Annotated in this window: 21 protein-coding genes; 8 read left to right on the forward strand and 13 right to left on the reverse strand. The window is 67.6% G+C overall.

The features are described 5' to 3' along the window. The first annotated feature begins 19 nt into the window (after positions 1-19). From AC1RLU_RS06525 to AC1RLU_RS06555, 7 genes are all read left to right on the forward strand, one after another. The gene (locus AC1RLU_RS06525) at positions 20-1,507 is read left to right on the forward strand and encodes a replicative DNA helicase (RefSeq protein WP_061968126.1); all 1,488 of its coding nucleotides are present in this window, start codon (positions 20-22) and stop codon (positions 1,505-1,507) included. Next, on the forward strand, positions 1,504-2,634 hold the full coding sequence (alr, locus tag AC1RLU_RS06530) for an alanine racemase (RefSeq protein WP_492794572.1): 1,131 nt from the start codon (positions 1,504-1,506) through the stop codon (positions 2,632-2,634). Before AC1RLU_RS06525 ends, alr begins: the two co-directional genes overlap by 4 nt. Continuing rightward, positions 2,634-4,034 (forward strand): DNA repair protein RadA, encoded by a 1,401-nt coding sequence (gene radA, locus AC1RLU_RS06535; protein WP_061968128.1) that lies wholly within the window; start codon positions 2,634-2,636, stop codon positions 4,032-4,034. The genes alr and radA overlap by 1 nt, the downstream gene beginning before the upstream one ends. 106 nt (positions 4,035-4,140) lie before the next feature. Further along, entirely contained in the window at positions 4,141-4,773 is a 633-nt protein-coding gene (locus AC1RLU_RS06540; protein ID WP_061968129.1) for a CvpA family protein, read from the forward strand. 40 nt (positions 4,774-4,813) lie between these two features. Further along, positions 4,814-6,286 carry an amidophosphoribosyltransferase gene (gene purF / locus AC1RLU_RS06545; RefSeq protein WP_061968352.1) on the forward strand — a complete coding sequence of 491 codons (1,473 nt, stop codon included), beginning with the start codon at positions 4,814-4,816 and terminating at the stop codon, positions 6,284-6,286. Positions 6,287-6,405: 119 nt separating this feature from the next. After that, a complete protein-coding gene (locus AC1RLU_RS06550; protein ID WP_492794575.1) occupies positions 6,406-7,146 on the forward strand; it encodes an SDR family NAD(P)-dependent oxidoreductase in 741 nt (246 codons plus the stop codon). Between the two features lie 31 nt (positions 7,147-7,177). Further along, positions 7,178-7,951, forward strand: coding sequence for a tetratricopeptide repeat protein (locus AC1RLU_RS06555; RefSeq protein ID WP_492794577.1), 774 nt, complete (start codon positions 7,178-7,180; stop codon positions 7,949-7,951). On the opposite strand, the gene AC1RLU_RS06560 is transcribed toward AC1RLU_RS06555, so the two are convergent. The 3 genes from AC1RLU_RS06560 to AC1RLU_RS06570 all read right to left on the reverse strand — a co-directional run bounded on the left by AC1RLU_RS06560 (position 7,938) and on the right by AC1RLU_RS06570 (position 11,178). Further along, positions 7,938-9,035, reverse strand: a complete 1,098-nt coding sequence (locus tag AC1RLU_RS06560; protein WP_492794579.1) for an NAD(P)/FAD-dependent oxidoreductase — start codon at positions 9,033-9,035, stop codon at positions 7,938-7,940. The genes AC1RLU_RS06555 and AC1RLU_RS06560 overlap by 14 nt on opposite strands. Beyond that, positions 9,035-10,432: a ribosome biogenesis GTPase Der gene (der, locus tag AC1RLU_RS06565; RefSeq protein WP_061968136.1), complete on the reverse strand. Its 1,398-nt coding sequence runs from the start codon at positions 10,430-10,432 to the stop codon at positions 9,035-9,037. Before der ends, AC1RLU_RS06560 begins: the two co-directional genes overlap by 1 nt. An 83-nt stretch (positions 10,433-10,515) precedes the next feature. Beyond that, positions 10,516-11,178, reverse strand: a complete 663-nt coding sequence (locus AC1RLU_RS06570) for a tetratricopeptide repeat protein (RefSeq protein ID WP_492794581.1) — start codon at positions 11,176-11,178, stop codon at positions 10,516-10,518. Between the two features lie 179 nt (positions 11,179-11,357). Here AC1RLU_RS06570 and AC1RLU_RS06575 point away from each other — a divergent pair, with 179 nt between their 5' ends. Next, a complete protein-coding gene (locus AC1RLU_RS06575; protein WP_492794583.1) occupies positions 11,358-12,386 on the forward strand; it encodes a purine-nucleoside phosphorylase in 1,029 nt (342 codons plus the stop codon). Between the two features lie 15 nt (positions 12,387-12,401). On the opposite strand, the gene queA is transcribed toward AC1RLU_RS06575, so the two are convergent. From queA to nuoN, 10 genes are all read right to left on the reverse strand, one after another. Then, positions 12,402-13,487: a tRNA preQ1(34) S-adenosylmethionine ribosyltransferase-isomerase QueA gene (queA, locus tag AC1RLU_RS06580; protein ID WP_492794584.1), complete on the reverse strand. Its 1,086-nt coding sequence runs from the start codon at positions 13,485-13,487 to the stop codon at positions 12,402-12,404. A 5-nt stretch (positions 13,488-13,492) separates the two neighbouring features. Further along, positions 13,493-13,963: a peptidylprolyl isomerase gene (locus AC1RLU_RS06585; RefSeq protein ID WP_061968142.1), complete on the reverse strand. Its 471-nt coding sequence runs from the start codon at positions 13,961-13,963 to the stop codon at positions 13,493-13,495. After that, complete coding sequence (locus tag AC1RLU_RS06590) at positions 13,963-14,607, reverse strand: UCP034077 family protein (RefSeq protein ID WP_492794586.1); 645 nt, start codon at positions 14,605-14,607, stop codon at positions 13,963-13,965. The genes AC1RLU_RS06585 and AC1RLU_RS06590 overlap by 1 nt, the downstream gene beginning before the upstream one ends. Positions 14,608-14,649: 42 nt before the next feature. After that, on the reverse strand, positions 14,650-15,201 hold the full coding sequence (locus AC1RLU_RS06595; RefSeq protein WP_248309290.1) for a peptidylprolyl isomerase: 552 nt from the start codon (positions 15,199-15,201) through the stop codon (positions 14,650-14,652). Positions 15,202-15,738: 537 nt separating this feature from the next. After that, on the reverse strand, positions 15,739-15,969 hold the full coding sequence (locus AC1RLU_RS06600; protein WP_492794588.1) for a DUF1467 family protein: 231 nt from the start codon (positions 15,967-15,969) through the stop codon (positions 15,739-15,741). Continuing rightward, entirely contained in the window at positions 15,966-16,358 is a 393-nt protein-coding gene (locus tag AC1RLU_RS06605) for a RidA family protein (protein WP_492794590.1), read from the reverse strand. Before AC1RLU_RS06605 ends, AC1RLU_RS06600 begins: the two co-directional genes overlap by 4 nt. A gap of 5 nt (positions 16,359-16,363) precedes the next feature. Beyond that, positions 16,364-16,768: a methylmalonyl-CoA epimerase gene (gene mce, locus AC1RLU_RS06610; RefSeq protein WP_091859718.1), complete on the reverse strand. Its 405-nt coding sequence runs from the start codon at positions 16,766-16,768 to the stop codon at positions 16,364-16,366. 33 nt (positions 16,769-16,801) lie between these two features. After that, positions 16,802-18,472: a ribonuclease J gene (locus tag AC1RLU_RS06615; RefSeq protein ID WP_061968150.1), complete on the reverse strand. Its 1,671-nt coding sequence runs from the start codon at positions 18,470-18,472 to the stop codon at positions 16,802-16,804. A gap of 111 nt (positions 18,473-18,583) precedes the next feature. Further along, positions 18,584-19,342: a biotin--[acetyl-CoA-carboxylase] ligase gene (locus tag AC1RLU_RS06620; RefSeq protein WP_091859039.1), complete on the reverse strand. Its 759-nt coding sequence runs from the start codon at positions 19,340-19,342 to the stop codon at positions 18,584-18,586. A gap of 117 nt (positions 19,343-19,459) precedes the next feature. Then, positions 19,460-20,887: an NADH-quinone oxidoreductase subunit NuoN gene (gene nuoN / locus AC1RLU_RS06625; protein ID WP_142115453.1), complete on the reverse strand. Its 1,428-nt coding sequence runs from the start codon at positions 20,885-20,887 to the stop codon at positions 19,460-19,462. Positions 20,888-20,890: the final 3 nt, after the last annotated feature.

Consider the following 20,890-nt stretch of genomic DNA (forward strand, 5'->3'; position numbering starts at 1 on the left):
CTTACTTACCAAGGCAGCCATGGCCCCCGTCACCGCCCTCGTCGCCCGCCTCGACAATCGCGAGGCCGAATTCCGCGTCCAGCCTCATAATATCGAGGCCGAGCAGGCGCTGCTGGGCGCGATCCTGGTCAATAACGACGCGTTCTACCGCGTTTCCGACTTCCTGCTGCCGGACCATTTCTTCGAGCCGATCCACCAGCGCATCTACGAGCTGGCGTCGAGCCTCATCCGGGCCGGCAAGGTCGCGACGCCGATCACGCTCAAGACCTTCGTCAACGACCTCGATCTCGGCGAGATCACGCCGAGCCAGTATCTCGCCCGCCTCGCCGCCGAGGCGACGACCGTCATCAACGCCGCCGATTACGGCCGGACGGTCTACGACCTCGCGATACGCCGCCAGCTCATCGGCGTCGGCGAGGACCTCGTCAACGTCGCCTATGACGCGCCGGTCGAGATGGCGCCGCGCGAGCAGATCGAGGACGCCGAACGCCGGCTCTACGAGCTCGCCGAGAAGGGCCGCTACGAAGGCGGCTTCCAGAAATTCGACGGTGCGCTGCGCCTCGCCATCGACATGGCGGCGAGCGCCTACCAGCGCGCCGGTGGCCTGTCGGGCATCTCGACCGGCCTGCGCGACGTCGACCAGCGCATGGGCGGCCTGCAGCGCTCGGACCTGCTCGTGCTCGCCGGGCGCCCCGCCATGGGCAAGACCTCGCTCGCGACCAATATCGCCTTCAACATCGCCAAGGCCTGGCGCGGCGAGCGGCAGGAGGACGGCTCGATCAAGTCCGTCGATGGCGGCATCGTCGGCTTCTTCTCGCTCGAAATGTCGGCCGATCAGCTTGCGACCCGTATCGTCGCCGAGCAGTCGAGCATTTCCTCCTACAAGATCCGGCAGGGCCGCATCACCGAGGGCGATTTCGCCCGCCTGACCGACGTCGCCGCCCAGATCGAGAAGCTGCCGCTCTATATCGACCAGACCGGCGGTATCTCGATCGCGCAGTTGATGGCGCGCGCGCGCCGCCTGAAGCGCCAGAAGGGGCTCGACGTCCTGTTCATCGACTACCTGCAGCTCCTCTCCGGCTCGTCCAAGAACAGCCAGAACCGCGTGCAGGAGCTGACCGAGATCACCACCAGCCTGAAGGCGCTGGCCAAGGAGCTCAACGTCCCGATCATCGCGCTCTCGCAGCTCTCGCGCCAGGTCGAGAATCGCGACGACAAGCGCCCGCAGCTCTCAGACCTGCGCGAATCCGGCTCGATCGAGCAGGATGCCGACGTGGTGATGTTCGTCTACCGCGAGGAATACTACCTCAAGGGCAAGGAGCCGCGCCCCGGCACCGAAGAGCACAACAAGTGGCAGATCGAGATGGAGGCGATGCACGGCGTCGCCGAGCTGATCATCGGCAAGCAGCGTCACGGCCCGACCGGCGCCGTGGCCTTGCAGTTCGACGCGGATGTGACACGCTTCTCCGATCGCGCCGATGAGATGCGCTTGCCGGACCGTGAATGATGCCTGCCGACCTGCCTGATTCCGCCGCCTTCGGTGCGACCCTCACCATCGATCTCGACGCACTGATCTCGAACTGGCGCCTGCTGGGGAAGCGGGCCGGCACCGAAGCCGGCGCCGTGGTCAAGGCCGACGCCTATGGCATCGGCATCGAGCCCGCCGTGACGGCGCTGGCGAAAGCCGGCTGCAAGAGCTTCTTCGTCGCCCATGTCTCGGAGGCCATCCGCGCCCGCAAGGTCGCACCGGACGCCACGATCTACGTGCTGAACGGGCTGCTGCCCGGCGCCGCCGAGACCTTCGCCGCGCATGGCCTGTCGCCGGTTCTGGGCTCGCATGAGGAATTGCTGGAATGGGCCTCGTTCCGGCAGACCGGCGCGCAGGTCCGGCCGGCGGCGCTGCATGTCGACACCGCGATGAACCGGCTCGGCCTCTGGCCCGGCGAGGGTCTCAATCTCGCCCGCGAGCGCTCGGGCGTGATCGCGGCGGCCGGAATCGGGCTGGTCATGAGCCATTTCGCCTCGTCCGAAGTCGAGACCGACCCGGCCAATGCCCGCCAGATCGCCGCCTTCGCCGAGATCGCGGCGGCCCTGCCCGAGGTGCCGGCCTCGCTCAAGAATTCGTCGGGTCATTTCCTCAAGGACTGCCCGTCCTACCAGCTCACCCGGCCGGGCTATGCGCTCTATGGCGGCAATCCGACGCCCGGGCAGCCGAATCCGATGAAGCCGGTCGTCGGGCTCGAAGCGACGATCATCCAGACCCGCGAGGTCGAGGCCGGCACGCAGGTCGGCTATAACGGCCGCTGGACGGCCAAGGGCAAGCGCAAGCTCGCCACGATCTGCCTCGGCTATGCCGATGGCTATCCGCGCAACGGCAGCTGGACCGATACCTCGACCGGCGGCTCGGTGCTGATCGATGGCGTCTCCTGCCCGTTCGTCGGCTCGGTTTCGATGGACCTGATCATCATCGACGTCACCGATGCTCCCGCGGATGCCGCCAAGCGCGGCGCGAGCGTGACCCTGATCGGAGGCCCGCTCGATCTCGAAACGGTCGGCGGCGGCGCCAAGACGATCGGCTACGAAATCCTCACCAGCCTCGGCCGCCGCTACCAGCGGCGCTATATCGGCGGCTGATGGCCAAGCGCGGTCCCACCTATCACTGCCAGGCCTGCGGCGCGGTCTATCACCGCTGGCAGGGCAAGTGCGACGCCTGCGGGACATGGTCCTCGCTGGTCGAGGAAGCGCAAGCCGCGCCCGTTCCTGGCGGCGGGCGGCTTTCCTCCGGCGGGCGGGCCCGCGGCCGCGTCTTCGCGCTGGAAACGCTGAAGGGCGAGACGCAGGACGCTCCACGCATCGTCTCCGGCATCGGGGAACTCGACCGCGTCACCGGCGGCGGCTTCGTGCCGGGCTCGGTGCTGCTGATCGGCGGCGATCCCGGCATCGGCAAGTCGACGCTCTTGATGCAGGCCTGCGCGGCGCTCGCCAAGGCCGGCCGGCGCGTCGTCTATGTCTCGGGCGAGGAATCGACCGGGCAGGTGCGCCTCCGGGCCGAGCGGATGGGGCTGGCCGAGGCGCCGGTCGATCTCGCGGCCGAGACCAATGTCGAGGACATCATCGCGACGCTCGGTCAGGGCGAGCGCCCTGCCCTGGTGGTGATCGATTCGATCCAGACGATGTGGTCCGGTGAGGTCGAGAGCGCGCCGGGCACGGTGACGCAGGTGCGCGGTTCGGCGCAGGCGCTGATCCGCTATGCCAAGACCAGCGGCGCCTGCCTGATCCTGGTCGGCCATGTCACCAAGGACGGGCAGATCGCCGGCCCGCGCGTGGTCGAGCACATGGTCGATGCCGTGCTCTCCTTCGAAGGCGAAGGCGCGCACTCGTTCCGTATCCTGCGCGGCCAGAAGAACCGCTTCGGCGCGACCGACGAGATCGGCGTCTTCGAGATGACCGGCAAGGGCCTGTCGGAGGTGACGAACCCCTCGGCGCTGTTCCTGGCGGGGCGTGACCAGCCGGCGCCGGGCGCCGCCGTCTTCGCCGGCATGGAGGGCACGCGGCCGGTGCTGGTCGAGATTCAGGCGCTGGTGGCGCCGACTGCGCTCGGCACGCCGCGGCGCGCCGTCGTCGGCTGGGAGAACAGCCGGCTCGCCATGGTGCTGGCCGTGCTCGAAACGCATGGGGGCTTGAGGCTCGGCCAGCACGACGTCTATCTCAACGTCGCCGGGGGGTTGCGGGTCAACGAGCCGGCGGCCGATGTCGCGGTCGCGGCGGCGCTGGTGTCCTCGCTGAGCGGAGCGACCCTACCGCAGGAAGCGGTCTATTTCGGCGAGATCGCGCTCTCGGGCGCGATTCGCCCGGTCGCCGTCGCGGCCGCGCGCCTCCGGGAGGCCGCCAAGCTCGGCTTCGAGGCAGCGCTGATGCCGAGCGGCGGCACCGATCATGGCGACGGCAACGGGCTCTCGCTGAGGCGTTTCGGCCATGTCACGGAACTCGTTGCCGATATCGCGGCGCGTGCACCTCGCAGAGATGTGAAATGACTCCGCCGAAAGGGTGACGCAGAGGGCGGGAACGCGTATAGCAAAGCCGAAACGGCCGCCCTGCTCCGGCTGGCCGGCACCTGACCACAGCAAAGCGGCCCTCCCAATGCCTGTCACCATTCTTGATCTCGTCGTCATCGGCGTGGTTCTGATCTCGGCTTTGCTCGCAGCTGTGCGCGGCTTCACCCGCGAGGTGCTTGCGATCGCCTCCTGGGTCGCCGCGGCAGTCGTCGCCTGGCTTTTCCACCCGCAGCTCGTGCCCTTCATCCAGCAATACATCCCGGCAAGCTCGGCGCAGGGCACGATCGCACTGGTCGCCTCGATCGCGGCTTTGTTCCTGGGCACGCTGATCGTCGTCTCGCTGATCACGGCGCGGGTCTCGGACTTCGTGCTGGATTCGCGCATCGGCGCGCTCGACCGCACGCTCGGCTTCGTCTTCGGTGCGGCGCGCGGCCTGCTGCTGGCGGTGATCGGCTATCTGTTCTTCGCAGCCCTGGTCGGCGCCGAGAAGATGCCGGTCTGGGCCAAGGATGCCAAGGCCAAGCCGATGCTCGAAGAGACCGGCCGCTCGCTGATCTCCATGCTGCCGCAGGACGTCAACGCCGACTTCATCAAGAACCTGCTGAAGAAGCAGACCACCGAGACCGCGCCCGAGGCTCCGGCGGAAGAGCCGCGCAGCCCCGCGACGCCGGCACCGGTGGCGCCGGCACCCGTTGCGCCGGCGCCCGCCCGTCCCTAATTGAGGCTCAGCTAAACCGTCCCAGCGCGTGGAGCTCGACATGATCTCGCACACCGAGCGTGATACCGCCTTCGACCCCAATGCCGACCGGCTCCGGGAAGAATGCGGCGTCTTCGGCATCTACGGCCATGCCGACGCGGCAGCGCTGACGGCGCTCGGTCTGCACGCGCTTCAGCATCGCGGCCAGGAGGCGGCGGGCATCGTCTCCTTCGACGGCAAGCGCTTCCACTCGGAGCGCCGCCTCGGCCTCGTCGGCGACGCCTTCTCGGAAGCGAGCGTCATCGACAAGCTCAAGGGCAAGCAGGCCATCGGCCATGTCCGCTACTCGACCACCGGCGAGACGATCCTGCGCAACGTCCAGCCGCTCTTCGCCGAACTGCATGGCGGCGGCTTCGCCGTCGCGCATAACGGCAACCTGACGAACGGGCTGACGCTGCGCCGCAACCTCGTTCGCGACGGCGCGATCTACCAGTCGACCTCCGATACCGAGGTGCTGCTGCATCTCGTCGCGCGCAGCCGCAAGCAGCAATTCGTCGACCGCTTCATCGAGGCGATCCGCCAGATCGAGGGCGCTTATGCCTTCGTCGGCATGACCAACAAGAAGCTGATCGGTGCGCGCGATCCGCTCGGCATCCGCCCGCTCGTGCTCGGCGATCTCGATGGCTGCCCGATCCTGACCTCGGAGACCTGCGCGCTCGACATCATCGGCGCCAAGTTCGTCCGCGAGATCGAGAACGGCGAGGTCGTGATCATCTCCGAGAGCGGGATCGAGAGCCACAAGCCCTTCCCGCCGGTGGCCGAGCGGCCGTGCATCTTCGAATATATCTACTTCGCCCGCCCCGATTCGATCGTGAAGGGCCGCAGCATCTATGAGCGCCGCAAGGCGATGGGTGCCGTGCTGGCGCAGGAAGCGCCGACCGAGGCCGATGTCGTCGTGCCCGTGCCGGATTCCGGCGTGCCGGCGGCGCTAGGCTATGCCCAGGCCAGCGGCATCCCCTTCGAGCTCGGCATCATCCGCAACCACTATGTCGGCCGCACTTTCATCGAGCCGACGCAGAAGGTCCGCGAGCTCGGCGTCAAGCTGAAGCATTCGGCCAACCGCTCGGTGGTCGAGGGCAAGCGCATCATCCTGGTCGACGACTCGATCGTGCGCGGCACGACCTCGTTCAAGATCGTGAAGATGATGCGCGAGGCCGGCGCCAAGGAGGTGCATTTCCGCATCTCCTCGCCGCCGATCACCCATCCCGACTATTACGGCATCGATACGCCCGATCGGGAGAAGCTGCTCGCCGCGACCCATTCGCTGGAGGAGATGCGCCAGTTCGTCGGCGCCGATTCGCTGGCCTTCATCTCGGTGGACGGGCTCTACCGGGCGATGGGCCATGAGCGGCGCGATCCCGTCCGGCCGCAATTCACCGACCATTGCTTCACCGGCGACTATCCGACCTCGCTGACCGACCTGATCGGCGAGAGCGCCAAGCAGCGGATCTCGCTGCTGGCCGAAGCCGGCTGATCTGGAGCAATGCCGCATTTCTCCGAAACGCGGCATTGCTCCAAGTTCCTCACTTTGTCGCATTTTCCTCACGCGAACCGGTATCCACTTCGCTCGAAAATGCTCCAGCGGAGCCTCCCATGACCAAGCCTCTCGCGGGGCGCGTCGCGCTCGTCACCGGCGCTTCGCGCGGCATCGGCCGCACCGCGGCGCTGGCCTTCGCCGAGGCGGGCGCCCATGTCATCGCGCTCGCCCGCACGGCCGGCGCGCTCGAGGAGCTCGACGACGAGATCGTTGCGATCGGCGGCAGCGCCACGCTGGTGCCGCTCGACCTCACTGACGCCGGCGGGCTGGAGAAGCTCGGCCACGCCGTGACGGAGCGCTGGGGCAAGCTCGACATCCTGCTCGCCAATGCCGGCGTGCTCGGCTCGCTGAGCCCGCTCGACCATGTCACCGAGAAGGACTGGGCCAAGGTTCTCGACATCAACGTCACTGCCAACTGGCGCCTGCTCAAGGCGCTCGATCCGGCGCTGCGCGCCTCCGATGCCGGCCGCGTCCTGCTAATGACCTCGGGCGCCGCGCATAAGTGCACGGCCTATTGGGGCCCCTACTCGGTCTCCAAGGCCGCCGTGGAGGCTCTGGGACGCACCTATGCGGCCGAGACCGCGACGACCCCGGTCAAGCTCATGCTGGTCAACCCGGGGCCGCTACGCACCAAGATGCGGGCCGAGGCCATGCCGGGCGAAGACCCGCAGACGCTGAAGACGCCCGAGGAGCTGGCGCCGCATCTGGTCCGACTGGCTTCGCCCGACTGGGCCGAGAGCGGCAAGATCTTCGACTTCCCGCAGGGCAAGGTGCTGACGCCGCGTTTGCCGGCCTGAGACGCGGCCATACCAAGACGAAGGAGACAGCGTGGTTTTGCCTTCCGTCCGTTGGTCGACAGCCCTCTGCCTCGCCGCTGTCCTGATCGGGGGACCGGCTCTTGCCGATTCCGTCGCGGACCTGCGCCAGATCTGCCGTTCGGGGCATAACGAGCCCTCATCCGATCCGGCTCAGATCATTGCGCGCCATGACAAGGCTCTCGCCGCCTGCAACGCGCTGGTGGAGCACCACGGGCTTACGGGTGAGGCGCTTGTCGCCACCCTTCTGGATCGCGCCGATCTCCTGGCGCCGGGAACGGGCGCGGCCTATACGCAGGCGCTTGCCGATTATGGCCGTGTCATCGCGCTCGCACCGAAGACGGCCATCGCCTTCTGGAAGCGCGGCCAGGCCCGGCTGCTCTACATGCGTGACTTGCCGCGAGCCTTGAGCGACCTCAACACCGCCATCGGGCTCGATCCATCGCAGGCCGAGCTCTTCATCACGCGCGCGTCGATCCAGACCTCGCTCGGAGAGCCCGCCAAGGCTCTCGCCGATCTCGACCGTGCAATCGCTCTGGCGCCGCGTCTCGAAAAAGCCTGGTCGGTCCGCGGCCTGACCCATTTCAGCAAGGGCGACACCAACCGCGCCATCGCCGATTTCAGCGAGGCGATCCGTCTCGCGCCGGATGCCGACGATAATTATCGCTTCCGCGCAGCCGCCAGACGCGCAGCCGGCCAGGAGGCCGAGGCGGTTGCTGACGAGGCGAAGGCCAAGGCCCTTTCGGCGCGCGATGCAGGCGCGCCTGCGCCGGTCACTCGGCCCTGAGCCAGCGCAGCAGGCCGGCCTGATCGCCGCTCTCGACCGCAGCCGCGACGCGCCGGCCGACCGCCGCGCCGAACTTGTAGCCATGGCCGGAGCAGGCCGAGACCGCCGTCACGCGGCCGATCTGCCGCGACAGGAACTTGCGATCCGCCGTGAAGGTGTAGGCGCAGGTGACGACGCGATCGACGCGATATTCGGCGATGCGTGCGAAGGGCGGCGCGAAATAATCGCGGATCTGCTCGCCTTCGCCGGCCCGCGGCTCGCGCTCCTCGTCGGGCTGGCGCGGGCGCTTGTGCACGCCGGCGCCGACCTTGAGGCCAGTGCCGTCGACCGGCGGCAGGACATAGCCGTCGACCGAGCCGCCGACATCGACGATGACCGGGGCAGCCTCCCAGGCGGCCTTCAGGTCATCAGGCGGGTCGAGATAGGCGACGGCGGTGCGATAGGTCGTCAGCACCTCGGCAAGCTCCGGCAGGAGCTTCAGCACCCAGGCGCCGGAGCTGACGACGATGCGGTCGAAGCTCGCCACCTCGCCGTCGGCAAGGTCGATACGGCCGCTCTCGGGATCGATCACGGTGACGGCCGCGCCTTCGCGCAAGGTGACGCCGCGCTCGCGCAGCAGGCGGACCATGTCGGCAGCGATGCGGGCCGGGAACAGCGCGCCACCCTCGGGGCTGAGATAGGCGTAGCGGATCGTCGCCGGATCGATGAAGGGATAGCGCCGGGCGGCCTCGGCTGCTTCGTAGAGCTCGTAGGGCGAGGCCATGCGGTCGAGGCCCTCGCGATATTCCTCGCCCTCGTCGCCCTCGGTCTGGGAGATGCCCAGCACGCCGCAAGGCGCGTAATGCTGCCTGCCGAGATCGCCCCAGAGCTCGCCCCAGGCCTCGAAGGCCTCGGTGATGGTGCGGGCATAGCCGTCGGCGCCGCCATAGGCGCGGCGGATGATGCGGTGCTGGTCGCCCGAGGCCGCATAGGGGTTGGGGATCTGCGGCGCCTGTTCGAACAGCGTCACCTCATGCCCGCGCCTGCTGAGCGACCAGGCGGTGGAAAGCCCGGCGATACCGGCCCCGACGACAGCAACCTTCATCAGCTCTTGCGCCCCTTGTCATAGGGATTGTCGCCGCCGCGGCGATGCAGCCGAATCGGCGTGCCCGGCAATTCGAAGGCTTCCCGGAGATTATTGACGAGATAGCGGGTGTAGGACACCGGCAGATGATCGAGCTGGTTGCCGAACAGCGCGAAGGTCGGCGGGCGGGCCTTGGCCTGCGTCATGTAGCGGATCTTGATGCGCCGTCCGGCCACGGCCGGGGGCGGATGCGCCGAAAGCACGCCTTCGAGCCAGCGATTGATGCGCGCGGTCGAGACGCGGCGGTTCCAGACGCCGTAGGCGGAGAACACGCCCTGCATCAGCTTGTCGATGCCCTCGCCAGCGAGGCCGGAGAGCGGAATGATCGGCACGCCGCGGACCTGCGCGAGGAGATGGTTGGCCTTCTCCTTGAGCTCGGCCAGCAGGCCCTGCTTGTCGGCGACGAGATCCCATTTGTTGAGGCCGATGACGACGGAGCGGCCCTCGCGCTCGGTCAGGTCGACCAGCGTCAGGTCCTGCTTCTCGAAGGGGATGGTGGCGTCGAGCAGGACGACCACGACCTCGGCGAAACGGATCGCGCGCAGCGAATCCGCGACCGAAAGCTTCTCCAGCTTCTCCTCGATGCGGGCACGCTTGCGCATGCCGGCCGTGTCGAAGAGCTTGACCTTGCGGCCGCGCCATTCCCAGTCGACCGAGATGGTGTCGCGGGTGATGCCGGCCTCGGGGCCGGTCAGCATCCGGTCCTCGCCGATCATGCGGTTGACCAGCGTCGACTTGCCGGCATTCGGGCGGCCGATGATGGTGACGCGCAAGGGGCGATCGGGGTCGATATCCTCCTCGTCATCCGAATCGGCGGCGGGAACGTCGGCCCAGGCCGTCTCGTCCTCGTCGTCCTCGGGCTCATCGGGGATGTAAGGCGCGAGCGCCTCGAGCAGGTCCGAGGTGCCTTCGCCATGCTCGGCCGAGAACGGCACGGGATCGCCGAGGCCGAGCCCGTAGGACTCGATGATGCCGTCGGTGCCCTTCTTCCCCTCGGCCTTGTTGGCGAGCAGGATCACCGGCTTGCCGGAGCGGCGCACCAGATCGGCGAAGGGCTGGTCCATCGGCGTGATGCCGAGGCGGGCGTCGATCATGAAGAGCACGACGTCGGCCTGCGCGATCGCGGTCTCGGTCTGGGCGCGCATGCGGCCCGCGAGCGATTCCTTGTCGGCCTCTTCGAGACCGGCGGTGTCGATCACCTTGAAGCGGAGATGGCCGAGGGTGGCATCACCCTCGCGGCGGTCGCGCGTCACGCCCGGCCGGTCGTCGACCAGGGCGAGCTTCTTGCCGACCAGCCGGTTGAACAGCGTCGACTTGCCGACATTGGGGCGCCCGATCAGGGCGACGATGGCTGTCATCAGATTTCACACATTTTCGCCGTCGTCCCGGTTCGCCGAAGCGAAGGACCGGGGCGGCGGCGGCGTTGGAGCGAGGCTCCGGTTCAGTTCTTCACCGTGACGGGGCCGCCACGGACCAGAGCGAGATAGAGCTCGACACGCTGGCGCAGGCCGCGCGGCGCCTGCGGATCGGTGATCGCGGCATCGAACCAGCGCCCGGCATCCTCGAAGAGGTTGGCCTTGAGCGCGGCGATGCCGAGGAACTCGCGAGCGGTATGGCGCCAGACGCCCTCCGGGGTGGCCAGCGGCTCCAGCGCCGCCTTGATCTCGGGATAGGGCGCGAGATCGACGCGCAGGATGCCGGCGCGCAGCTTCGCGAGGTCGCGATAGGTCTGGTCGAGCGAAGCGTCGCCGGCGAGCGCATCGAAGGCTGCGGCGCCGGCGGCCGGGTCGCGCTTGGCCGTCTCGGCCGCGAGGCGGAAGCGGGCGATCAGGCGGTAGCCGGCCGGCGCCGTGGTCGAGAGCTCCTTCAGGATCGTCTCGGCCTGGGTGGCGTCGCCGTCACGCGAGGATTTCAGCGCTGCTTCGAGGCGCGCGCCGACGGCCTGCGAGGCCTGATTCTCGCGGTGCAGCCAGAACTGCCAGCCGGCGACGGCCAGCACCGCCAGCACGGCGAGGCCGGTGATGACCCAGCCATATTTCTTCCAGAGCTCCGCCGCCTTGTCGCGGCGGACTTCCTCTTCGATCTCGCGAAAAATATCGGCCATTTGACTGTCAAAATCCCTGTTGGGAGCCCGGTAGCATTTTCAGCCGGGGAATGCGAGCCGGTTCAGTGCATGGAGCACCGACCATGATGGACGAGCGGGCTCCGAACATGGCAAAATTGGCTCGGCCCCTGCTGCGCCCGCCCCGGACGGCCTTTCAGCTTGCGGCCGTGGAGAGTTCCATGAAGCAGACGACAACCAGACGGGCCGGCCTCGCCGCCGTCGCCTTCGCCGCCTTTGGTGCGCTCGCGGCCCCTGCTGCCGCGCAGACCCAACCGATCAAGGTCAAGGTCTTCATCGCCGCGATGTTCGAGATCGGCGAGAATACCGGCGACCGGGCCGGCGAATTCCAGCACTGGTACGAGCGCTACTGGAAGACGAGCCAGCCGCATGAGGTCAAGGGCGCGCTGAAGCCGGTCTACTGCAACGGCGACGGCGTCTGTGGCGCCGTGCTCGGCATGGGCAAGGTCAATTCGTCCTCCTCGATGCAGGCGATCCTGCTCGACCCGGCCTATGATTTCTCGCAGGCCTATTTCGTGCTGAGCGGCGTCGCCGGCACGCCGCCCTCGCGCGGCACGATCGGCGATGTCTCCTGGGGGAGCTGGCTGGTCGATTACGATCTCGGTCATCGCTGGGCGCCGGAGGAAGGCAAGCCGGGCGAGCCCGTCTTTATGCCGCGCAAGGGCTATGAGGCCTATCGCGTCTTCCAGCTCAACCCGGTTCTGGTGAACTGGGCGGTGAAGCTCGGCTCCGGCGTGAACCTTCAGGATTCCGACTCCGCGAAGCAGTATCGCATGCGCTACCCCGACAAGAAGGCGCAGGCCGCGCCCTCCGTACAGGTCGGCACGCATATGACCGGCGACACCTTCTTCCACGGGCCGGGCCTGTCGAAGGAGGCGCAATACATGGCCAAGCTCTACGGCGCCGATGACTACGTCATCACCGAGATGGAGGCGGCCGCGATCACGCTGGTGATCAAGCGGCAATTCGGCACCGACCGGATCATGAGCCTGCGCGGCGCTGTCAATTTCGACCAGGGCAACCCGAACGAGACGACGCTGCAGCATCTCGACCCGGCGCCCGGCCAGACGGCGGGCGGCTTCGCCGAGACCGTCGCCAATGTCGAGGCAGTGGGCTCGAAGGTGGTCGATCACATCGTTGCGGACTGGCCGGTCTGGCAGAAGGGCGTGCCGCCGCTGCCGGCGAAGTAAGGCCTGCGGGCGCGGTCAGCCTGCCCGGAAGAGCAGGCTGCCATCGCCGTAGGAGTAGAAGCGGTAATTTGCCGCGATCGCATGGGCATAGGCCCGTTTCATCATGTCGAGTCCGCAGAAGGCGGAGACGAGCATGAAGAGCGTCGAGCGCGGCAGATGGAAATTCGTCATCAGCATGTCGACCGCACGGAAGCGGTAGCCCGGCGTGATGAAGATTGCGGTGTCGCCGGAGAACGGCCGGATCGTGCCGTCCTCGGCGGCCGCGCTCTCGATCAGGCGCAGCGAGGTCGTGCCGACGCAGACGATCCGCCCGCCCTTCGCCTTAACGGCGTTCAGCGCGGCAGCCGTCTCGGCTGAGACCGTGCCCCATTCGGCATGCATGCGGTGGTCGTCGGTGTCCTCCGCCTTCACCGGCAGGAAGGTGCCGGCGCCGACATGGAGCGTGACGAAATGCCGGCTGACGCCGCGCACCTCCAGCGCCGCCAATAGCTCCGGCGTGAAATGCAGGCCCGCGGTCGGGGCGGCGACGGCGCCGTCCTTCCGGGCGAAATTGGTCTGGTAATCGGCCGTGTCGGCGCTGTCGGTCGGGCGCTTGCCGGCGATATAGGGCGGCAGCGGCAATTCGCCGAGCCGCTCGATCGCCTCGTCGAGATAGGCGCCGGTCAGGCTGAACTGCAATTCGACCTCGCCGCCCTCGCCCTTGGCGATCACCTCGGCATGCAGGCGGCCGAGCTCGCAGGCATTGCTGGCGGCGTCCGAATCGAAAACCACACGCTCGCCGACGGCGAGCTTCTTGGCCGGCCGGGCGAAGGCGAGCCAGCAATCCTCGCTCTCGCGCTTGTGCAACATGATCTCGACGCGGGCCGAATCCTCACCGCGATAGCGCCGGCCGCGCAAGCGGGACGGGATGACGCGCGTGTCGTTGAGGACGAGCGCGTCACCGGGCTCAAGCAGCGCGACGAGGTCGCGGATGCCGCGATCCTCCAGCGGCTCGGGTGCGTCCGGGCGCACCACGAGCAGCCGCGCCGCATCGCGCGGGCTTGCGGGCCTCAGTGCGATACGGTCCTCGGGCAGGTCGAAATCGAAGAGCCCGACATCCACGATGATCAGGCCGCGTCGGCCATCACCTTCATCGAGACGATCGAATCGGGATCGCGCACCGGCTCGCCACGCTTGATCAGGTCGACATTGTCCATGCCTTCAACGACCTCGCCCCAGACGGTGTACTGCTTGTCGAGGAAACGGGCATCGTCGAACACGATGAAGAACTGGCTGTTGGCCGAGTTCGGGTTCTGGGCACGGGCCATCGAGCAGACGCCGCGGACATGCGGCTCGGCGTTGAACTCCTGCTTCAGGTCCGGATAGCTCGAGCCGCCGGTGCCGGTGCCGTGCGGGCAGCCGACCTGGGCCATGAAGCCGTCGATGACGCGATGGAAGACGATGCCGTCATAGAAGCCCTCGCGGGCGAGCAGCTTGATGCGCTCGACATGGCCCGGCGCGAGATCGGGACGCAGCTTGATGACCACCTTGCCCTTGGTGGTTTCCATGACGAGGGTGTTCTCGGGATCGAGGGACATCAGGTTTGCCTTTCATTGAGCCGCGTGCGGCCGTGGAAGCGGATGGTGAAGGGTCGCCCCGCGATACTCGCTCCGAGGCCCGCCGACAACCTCATCGGCGTGCAGGAACGGATGGCGGCAACGGCGGAATCGCTGAAGCGCTGCTGGAATGCGGCATCGCCGCGCTTGGTCTCCCAGGTGACGCGCGGCTGCCCGAAGAGGCTGCCGTCACGCCGCAGACTGAAGCGCAGCGACACCATCGCGCCCGTCAGATCACCGGGCAATGGCGGCGGGTGCCAGCAGCGCTGGAGCGCCGGGGCGATCTGGTCGAGCCGGTCGACGGTTTCGGTGCCGTCTTTGGGGCTTTCGGGCGTGACCTGACCGATCAGGCCGATCTCGCCGGTGCCCTGCAGAACGCGCGGCGAACCGAGCCGGCGCTGGTCGAGGCCGGGAATGTCGTCGCCCCTGAAGGGGCCGCCGACACCAGGATTGTAGCGTTGGCCGCTCTGCGGCGGCAGGATCGGGTTCTGCGAGCCCGAAGGCGGGGGCAGAACCGGATTCTGCGAGCCGGAAGGCGGCGGCAGGCCGAGATCGCGCGTCTCCTGCGCGAGCGCTCCGCCCAGGCCGAGCACCACGGCGATCCCGATCAGGGCCGTCCGAAGCATCGCCGCACCCTCCCCGGCTCGTCCTGCCCGCTTCGAGCCGGCTTACTTGGCGTCGGCCTGCATGCGCATGCGGACGATCTTGTCGGGGTTGCTCACCTGGCCGTTATTGGCGCTGGAGCCCTTCTTGATCTTGCGCACGGCATCCATGCCGGAAACGACCTCGCCGAAGAGCGTGTACTGGCCGGTCAGCGAGCCGCAACCCTCGTAGCAGATGAAGAACTGCGAATTGGCTGAATCCGGCGAGGACGAGCGGGCCATGCCGAGCGAGCCGACCTTGTAGGGCGTCGGGGTGAACTCGGCGGGCAGGTTCGGCAGGTCGGACTTGCCGGTGCCGGTGCCCGTCGGATCGCCGGTCTGGGCCATGAAGCCGTCGATGACGCGGTGGAAGACGATGCCGTCATAGAAGCCGCGCTTCACCAGTGCCTTGATCTGGGCGACATGTTTCGGCGCGAGATCCGGCCGCAGGCGGATCGTCACGGGGCCATCCTTGGTCTCGAGGATGACGGTGTTTTCCGGATCGGCTTTCGGCGTCTGTGCCTGGGCGAAACCGAGCGAGGCGACGACGGCAAGGGCGGCGAGCGAGCTGCGCAGCATGAAAATCTCCATGGCCGCCGGCGAGCCCGGCGGATGCCGGTCGATAGCCCTATCCTTTGACCGGAACAAGGCATCGCATCGACACGCGCCTGCCCTTGCTGCACTGCACAAGTGCAAGGAAGACTAATCTTGCAAAAATTCCAGGCTGATGCTGCCTAAACTGGTGACAGAGCCGTCACAATCGGCTAATCCTTCCGGCGCTGGGAGCGCTTTGCCAGTCGAAGCGCTGCGGACCAGGTCTTGGGAGGAACAAACGCCCGCCTTGCAAAATGAGTCGCACGCTTTTCGGAGACGTGCGCCGGTGCAGCGGTAAAAGCGGACTACCAAAGGCAAGGCATCGGCCTTGCCTTTTTTCTTGGGCGGTTGCGCGGCGTTTCCCGGCTCATCGAACAGTTACTGAGCCCTCATCCTGAGGAGCGGCCGAAGGCCGCGTCTCGAAGGATGTTCGCCGAGGCCCCCGAACCATCTGGAGCATCCTTCGAGACGCCGCTGCGCGGCTCCTCAGGATGAGGGCTCGGAGCGCAGGTGGACATTCTCTCAGATGTCGTAGCTCACCCAGAGATACCAGACGCCGGCGAAGATCACTGCCGCGACCAGCGAGGTGATGACGGCCTTCTTCAGCAATCCGGGGAACACGGGCGCGCCAGGCTCGGTGCCGGCCACGACCTCGCCCGCCTCGTGCTGGCTGCGGATGCCGAAGGGCAGCACCGCGAAGAGCGTGATCCACCAGATCACGAAATAAAGGGCGAGGCCGCCGACGATATTCATGCTGAGGCCCCCGCGAGCGCGATGCAGGAAAAGGCGACCTTCGCCTCGGTCGGCACGCCGAAGCGCGCAGTATGACGGGCCGGCAGGCCACCGGGGAAATGCTTCACGTATTCGGCGTTGCAGGCGGCATAATCGACCGGGTCGGTGATCAGCATCGTCATCTGCACGACGCGGTCGAGGGAACTTCCCGCCTCCGCCAGGATCTCGGCGACGCGGCCGAGCGCATTGCGGACCTCCTCGGCGGGTGTCGCGCCGCGATGGACGCCACGCGCCGGGTCATGCGGCGCCGAATGCCCGGAGACGAAGACGAGCCCGCCCGCGACGGTCGCGGCGCTGAAGGGGCGTGGCGAGCCGGCTTCCGGCTGGCCGAGAAAAGCAATGGCGGTCATTGTCGTCAGGCCTGTTCGAGTTCGACCAGCGTACCGAGGAAGTCCTTGGGGTGCAGGAAGAGCACCGGCTTGCCGTGGGCGCCGATGCGCGGCTCGCCGGAGCCGAGCACGCGGGCCCCTTGCGCCTTCAGCCGGTCACGCGCCGCGAGGATGTCGTCGACCTCGTAGCAGATGTGATGGATGCCGCCGTCCGCATTGCGCTCGAGGAACTTGGCGATCGGCGAGTCGGCGCCGAGCGGCTCCAGCAATTCGATCTTGGTGTTCGGCAGTTCGACGAAGACGACCGTGACGCCGTGCTCCGGCTCGGGCTGAGGCTGCGAAACGCGCGCGCCCAGCGTGTCGCGGTAGAGCGCCGTGGAGGCTTCGAGGTCCTTCACCGCAATGGCGACGTGGTTCAGGCGTCCGATCATCTTCATCCTCTCCGGCGTGGCCGTACGGCCTTTCTACACCTCGATCACGAGAGCATGCACCAGCGGCTTCTTGCCCCACTCGTCGTTGACGGCGCTGCGCACGCCGCGCTCCAGCGCGTTGCGCAGGGCCTCGGGGTCGCGGCGGCGGGCCTTCGGGATATTATCGAGCAGATCGCCCACGGTATCGGCGACGTATTCGTCGAAATCGATGCCGCCAAGCGTGCGCGGCGGCAGGCCGAGCACGGCGATCTCGGGCTCGCCGGCGATGCCGCCCTTGTCGTCGATGGCAACCGCAATCGAGACGATGCCGGCGAAGGACAGGCGGCGACGCTCCTGAATGGTTTTCTCGAGAGCATTCACCAGCAGCGAGCCGTCCTGGTAGAGCCGGCCATGCCTGACCTCGTCGACCTTGCGGGCGCCCTCGCCCGAGATCGCGACCACATCGCCGTTGCCGGCGCGCAGCACATGCTTCACGCCGAGGCTTCTGGCGAAGGTTTCATGCTCGGCCAGATGCAGGTCCTCGCCATGGGCGGGGATCGCGATCTGCGGCTTCAGCCAGCCATAGAGCCGGGCCATCTCCTCGCGGCGCGGATGGCCGGAGACATGGACCAGATGCGTCCTGTCGGTGATGATCTCGATCTTGTCGCGGGCCAGCGCGTTCAGGATGTTGCCGACCGACTTCTCGTTGCCGGGAATGGTGCGCGAGGAGAAGATCACGCGGTCGCCGGGCGAGAGCGCGATCTCGGGATGGTCGTCCGAGGCGATGCGCGAGAGCGCGGCGCGCGGCTCGCCCTGGCTGCCGGTGACCAGCGCCACGACCTTGTCGCGCGGCAGGTAGCCATAGGCATCGACCGCGCGGAATCCGGGAATGCCGTCGAGATAGCCGCATTCGCGGGCGACATCTATGACGCGGTCCATGGCACGGCCCACGACAACGACCTCGCGGTCGTTGGCCATCGCGGCTTCCGCGACGGCGCGCAGGCGCGCGACATTGGAGGCGAAGGTGGTGACGGCGACGCGTCCCGGCGCCGAGGCGACCAGTTCCTTCATCTTGGCGGCGACATCGGCCTCGCTCGGGCTCGTGCCGTCACGCATGACATTGGTCGAATCGCAGACCAGCGCCAGAACGCCCTCGTCGCCGAGCTCGCGCAGGCGCTTCTCGTCGGTGGGCAGGCCGACGCGCGGGGTCGGGTCGATCTTCCAGTCGCCGGTATGGACGACGAGGCCGGCGGGCGTGCGGATCGCCAGCGCGTTCGATTCCGGGATCGAGTGCGCTACCGGCACAAACTCGATATCGAACGGACCGAGCGTGATCGCCCCGCCTTGCGGCACGACGTTGATCTCGACGCTCGGCGCGCCGGGCTCCGAGAGGCGGCGCGTGGCGAGGAGGCCGGCGGCGAAGCGCGTGCAATAGACCGGCGCGCGCAGGGAGGGCCAGAGCGCCGCGAGCGCGCCGATATGGTCCTCATGGGCATGGGTGATGACGATGCCGAGGAGGTTCGCCCGCTCCTCGATGATGTAGCGCAGGTCGGGCAGGACGATATCGACGCCCGGCGCCTCCGGCCCGGCGAAGGACAGGCCGCAATCGACCAGGATCCACTTTCGCCGGCCCTCGGGCCCGAAGCCGTAGAGAGCGGCGTTCATGCCGATCTCGCCGAGGCCGCCGAGGGGAACGAAGACGAGCTGGTCGCTGGAACGGGTCACTGGCAATCCTGATTTTGGCAATGGCTTGATCTTATGCCGCGTGATGGCAACGAGCCCTAGCACGCCAGCAAGGTAGCCTCCAGATCGACGGAGGCTGGAGAGATGGCTGGATCAGCCCGGAGGGCCGAAGAAGAGGTCGCCGGCATCGATGACGCGGCGGCCGGCTTCGGTTTCGAGTTCGAGGCGCCCGGTCGGGTCGAGACCGATGAAGATGCCGGTGAGCGGACCTTCGGGCAGGCGGATGGTGATGGTCTCACCCAGGAAGGCGGCGCGCTCCAGCCAGGCGGCGCGGGTCGGGCCGAAGCCACCGGCTTGCGACCAGACGGCGAAGCGCCGGGCGAAGGCATCGCTCAGGCCCGTGAGCATGGCTTCGACATTGGCCTGCGGCGCGGTAGCCTTGAGGAAGGTCGCGGGATAGGGCGTATCGGGAGGGCAGGAGGCGATGTTGACGCCGCAGCCGACGATAATGTTGAGCCGCCCTGCCCGGCTCTCGCCCTCCAGCAGCAGGCCGGAGGTCTTGGCGCGGTCGAGCAGCAGGTCGTTCGGCCATTTCAGCTTCAGCCCGGATGCGGCCGGACCAAGCAGCTTCGCGGCGGCATCGTGCAAGGCGAGACCCACCACGAAACCCAGTTGCGGCGCCAGCGCCGGTTCGCACGGATCGGTCAGCAGCAGGCTGGCGTAGAGATTGCCGGGCGGCGAGCCCCATTGCCGGCCATGACGACCCCTGCCCGAATTCTGGCTGCGGGCGACGATCCAGAGCTTGCCCGGTTCGCCCTGATCGAGCGCCCGACGGGCCTCCTCCATGGTGGAGCCGACCTCGTCGCGGACGATCAGCCGATAGCCCGCGGCGCGGGCGGCCTCACCGAGCATGGGAGTTGGTCGACGCCGTCATGCTCGCCCTTGTGGCGACCATCCACGTCTTGAACACGCCCCTCGACCAGCGAAGACGTGGATGGTCGGGACAAGCCCGACCATGACGGGGAGACATCAAAACAGCGACTTGGCCGCAGCCGCCGCCGAGTCGAAGAGCGGCGCCGGCACCAGCGAGAGCACCAGCACGAAGACCGCCGAGACCAGCAGCACCGCGCGAACGCCGAGATCGGACGTCTCGAAGGCCGGCTTCGGCTCGTCGAAATACATCACCTTGACGAGGCGCAGGTAGTAATAGGCGCCGACCACGCTGGTCAGCACGCCGATGACGGCGAGCACATAGAGCTTCGCATTGATCGCGGCGAGGAAGACGTACCACTTCGCCCAGAAGCCCGCGAGCGGCGGGATGCCGGCAAGCGAGAACATCATCATCGACATCGCGAACGCCATCCAGCCATTGGTGCGGGACAGGCCGGCGAGTTCCGAGATGTCCTCGACCAGCTTGCCGTCGCGGCGCATCATCAGCACACAGGCGAAGGCGGCAAGCGTCGTGGCGAGATAGATCGCCATATAGGTCATCACGCCCTGCACGCCCTCGGCCGTGCCGGCGGCGAGGCCGACCAGCGCGTAGCCCATGTTGGCGATCGAGGAGTAGGCGAGCAGGCGCTTGATGTTGCGCTGGCCGATCGCGGCGAAGGCGCCGAGCGCCATCGAGGCGATCGAGATGAAGACGATGATCTGGCGCCAGTCATGGATCGCGCCCGGGAAGGCGCCGATGAAGACGCGGATCACCATCGCCATGGCGGCCATCTTGGGCGCCGAGGCGAAGAAGGCCGCGACCGGGGTGGGCGCGCCCTCGTAGACGTCCGGCGTCCACATGTGGAACGGCACAGCCGAGATCTTGAAGGCGACACCGGCGGCGATGAAGACGATGCCGAAGATCAGGCCGATGCCGGCATGGCCGCCCGCCGTCGCCGCGGCGATGCCCGGGAAGGTGACGGTGCCGGTGAAGCCGTAAACCAGCGAGCCGCCATAGAGCAGCATTCCGGAGGAGAGCGCGCCGAGCACGAAATACTTCAGGCCGGCTTCGGTCGATTTCGCGTTGTCGCGGTCGAATGCGGCGACGACATAGAGCGCCAGCGACTGCAGCTCGAGGCCGACATAGAGGCTGATGAGATCGTTCGCCGAGATCATCATCATCATGCCGATCGTCGCGAGCACGACCAGGATCGGGAATTCGAAACGCATCGTGCCCTGGCGCCGCAGCGTATCGGCCGAAAGCAGGATGGAGGCGCCGGCGCCGATGAGCGTCAGCACCTTCATGAAGCGGGCAAAGCCGTCGACGATGAAGCCATCGTTGAAGGTCAGCATCTTGCCGCTGCCTGAGACAACCATCACCAGCGCGACCGCGAGCAGCGCGAGCGCCAGCCCTTCGAGCAGGCGCGTGGCGCGCTCGCCCTGGATCGCACCGACCAGCACCATCGTGATGGCGCCGAGGGCGAGGATGATTTCCGGCAGGGCCGGGCCGAGAGCGGGCAGAGCCATGAC

It is taken from the genome of Allobosea sp. GW822-FHT05A11 (assembly GCF_058800455.1).

Coding starts and splice junctions, on each gene's coding strand:
- AC1RLU_RS06525 (WP_061968126.1), top strand. CDS start 20: ATGGCCCCCGTCACCGCCCTCGTCGCCCGCCTCGACAATCGCGAGGCC.
- alr (WP_492794572.1), top strand. CDS start 1,504: ATGATGCCTGCCGACCTGCCTGATTCCGCCGCCTTCGGTGCGACCCTC.
- radA (WP_061968128.1), top strand. CDS start 2,634: ATGGCCAAGCGCGGTCCCACCTATCACTGCCAGGCCTGCGGCGCGGTC.
- AC1RLU_RS06540 (WP_061968129.1), top strand. CDS start 4,141: ATGCCTGTCACCATTCTTGATCTCGTCGTCATCGGCGTGGTTCTGATC.
- purF (WP_061968352.1), top strand. CDS start 4,814: ATGATCTCGCACACCGAGCGTGATACCGCCTTCGACCCCAATGCCGAC.
- AC1RLU_RS06550 (WP_492794575.1), top strand. CDS start 6,406: ATGACCAAGCCTCTCGCGGGGCGCGTCGCGCTCGTCACCGGCGCTTCG.
- AC1RLU_RS06560 (WP_492794579.1), bottom strand. CDS start 9,035: ATGAAGGTTGCTGTCGTCGGGGCCGGTATCGCCGGGCTTTCCACCGCC.
- der (WP_061968136.1), bottom strand. CDS start 10,432: ATGACAGCCATCGTCGCCCTGATCGGGCGCCCCAATGTCGGCAAGTCG.
- AC1RLU_RS06570 (WP_492794581.1), bottom strand. CDS start 11,178: ATGGCCGATATTTTTCGCGAGATCGAAGAGGAAGTCCGCCGCGACAAG.
- AC1RLU_RS06575 (WP_492794583.1), top strand. CDS start 11,358: ATGAAGCAGACGACAACCAGACGGGCCGGCCTCGCCGCCGTCGCCTTC.
- AC1RLU_RS06585 (WP_061968142.1), bottom strand. CDS start 13,963: ATGTCCCTCGATCCCGAGAACACCCTCGTCATGGAAACCACCAAGGGC.
- AC1RLU_RS06590 (WP_492794586.1), bottom strand. CDS start 14,607: ATGCTTCGGACGGCCCTGATCGGGATCGCCGTGGTGCTCGGCCTGGGC.
- AC1RLU_RS06595 (WP_248309290.1), bottom strand. CDS start 15,201: ATGCTGCGCAGCTCGCTCGCCGCCCTTGCCGTCGTCGCCTCGCTCGGT.
- AC1RLU_RS06600 (WP_492794588.1), bottom strand. CDS start 15,969: ATGAATATCGTCGGCGGCCTCGCCCTTTATTTCGTGATCTGGTGGATC.
- AC1RLU_RS06605 (WP_492794590.1), bottom strand. CDS start 16,358: ATGACCGCCATTGCTTTTCTCGGCCAGCCGGAAGCCGGCTCGCCACGC.
- mce (WP_091859718.1), bottom strand. CDS start 16,768: ATGATCGGACGCCTGAACCACGTCGCCATTGCGGTGAAGGACCTCGAA.
- AC1RLU_RS06620 (WP_091859039.1), bottom strand. CDS start 19,342: ATGCTCGGTGAGGCCGCCCGCGCCGCGGGCTATCGGCTGATCGTCCGC.
- nuoN (WP_142115453.1), bottom strand. CDS start 20,887: ATGGCTCTGCCCGCTCTCGGCCCGGCCCTGCCGGAAATCATCCTCGCC.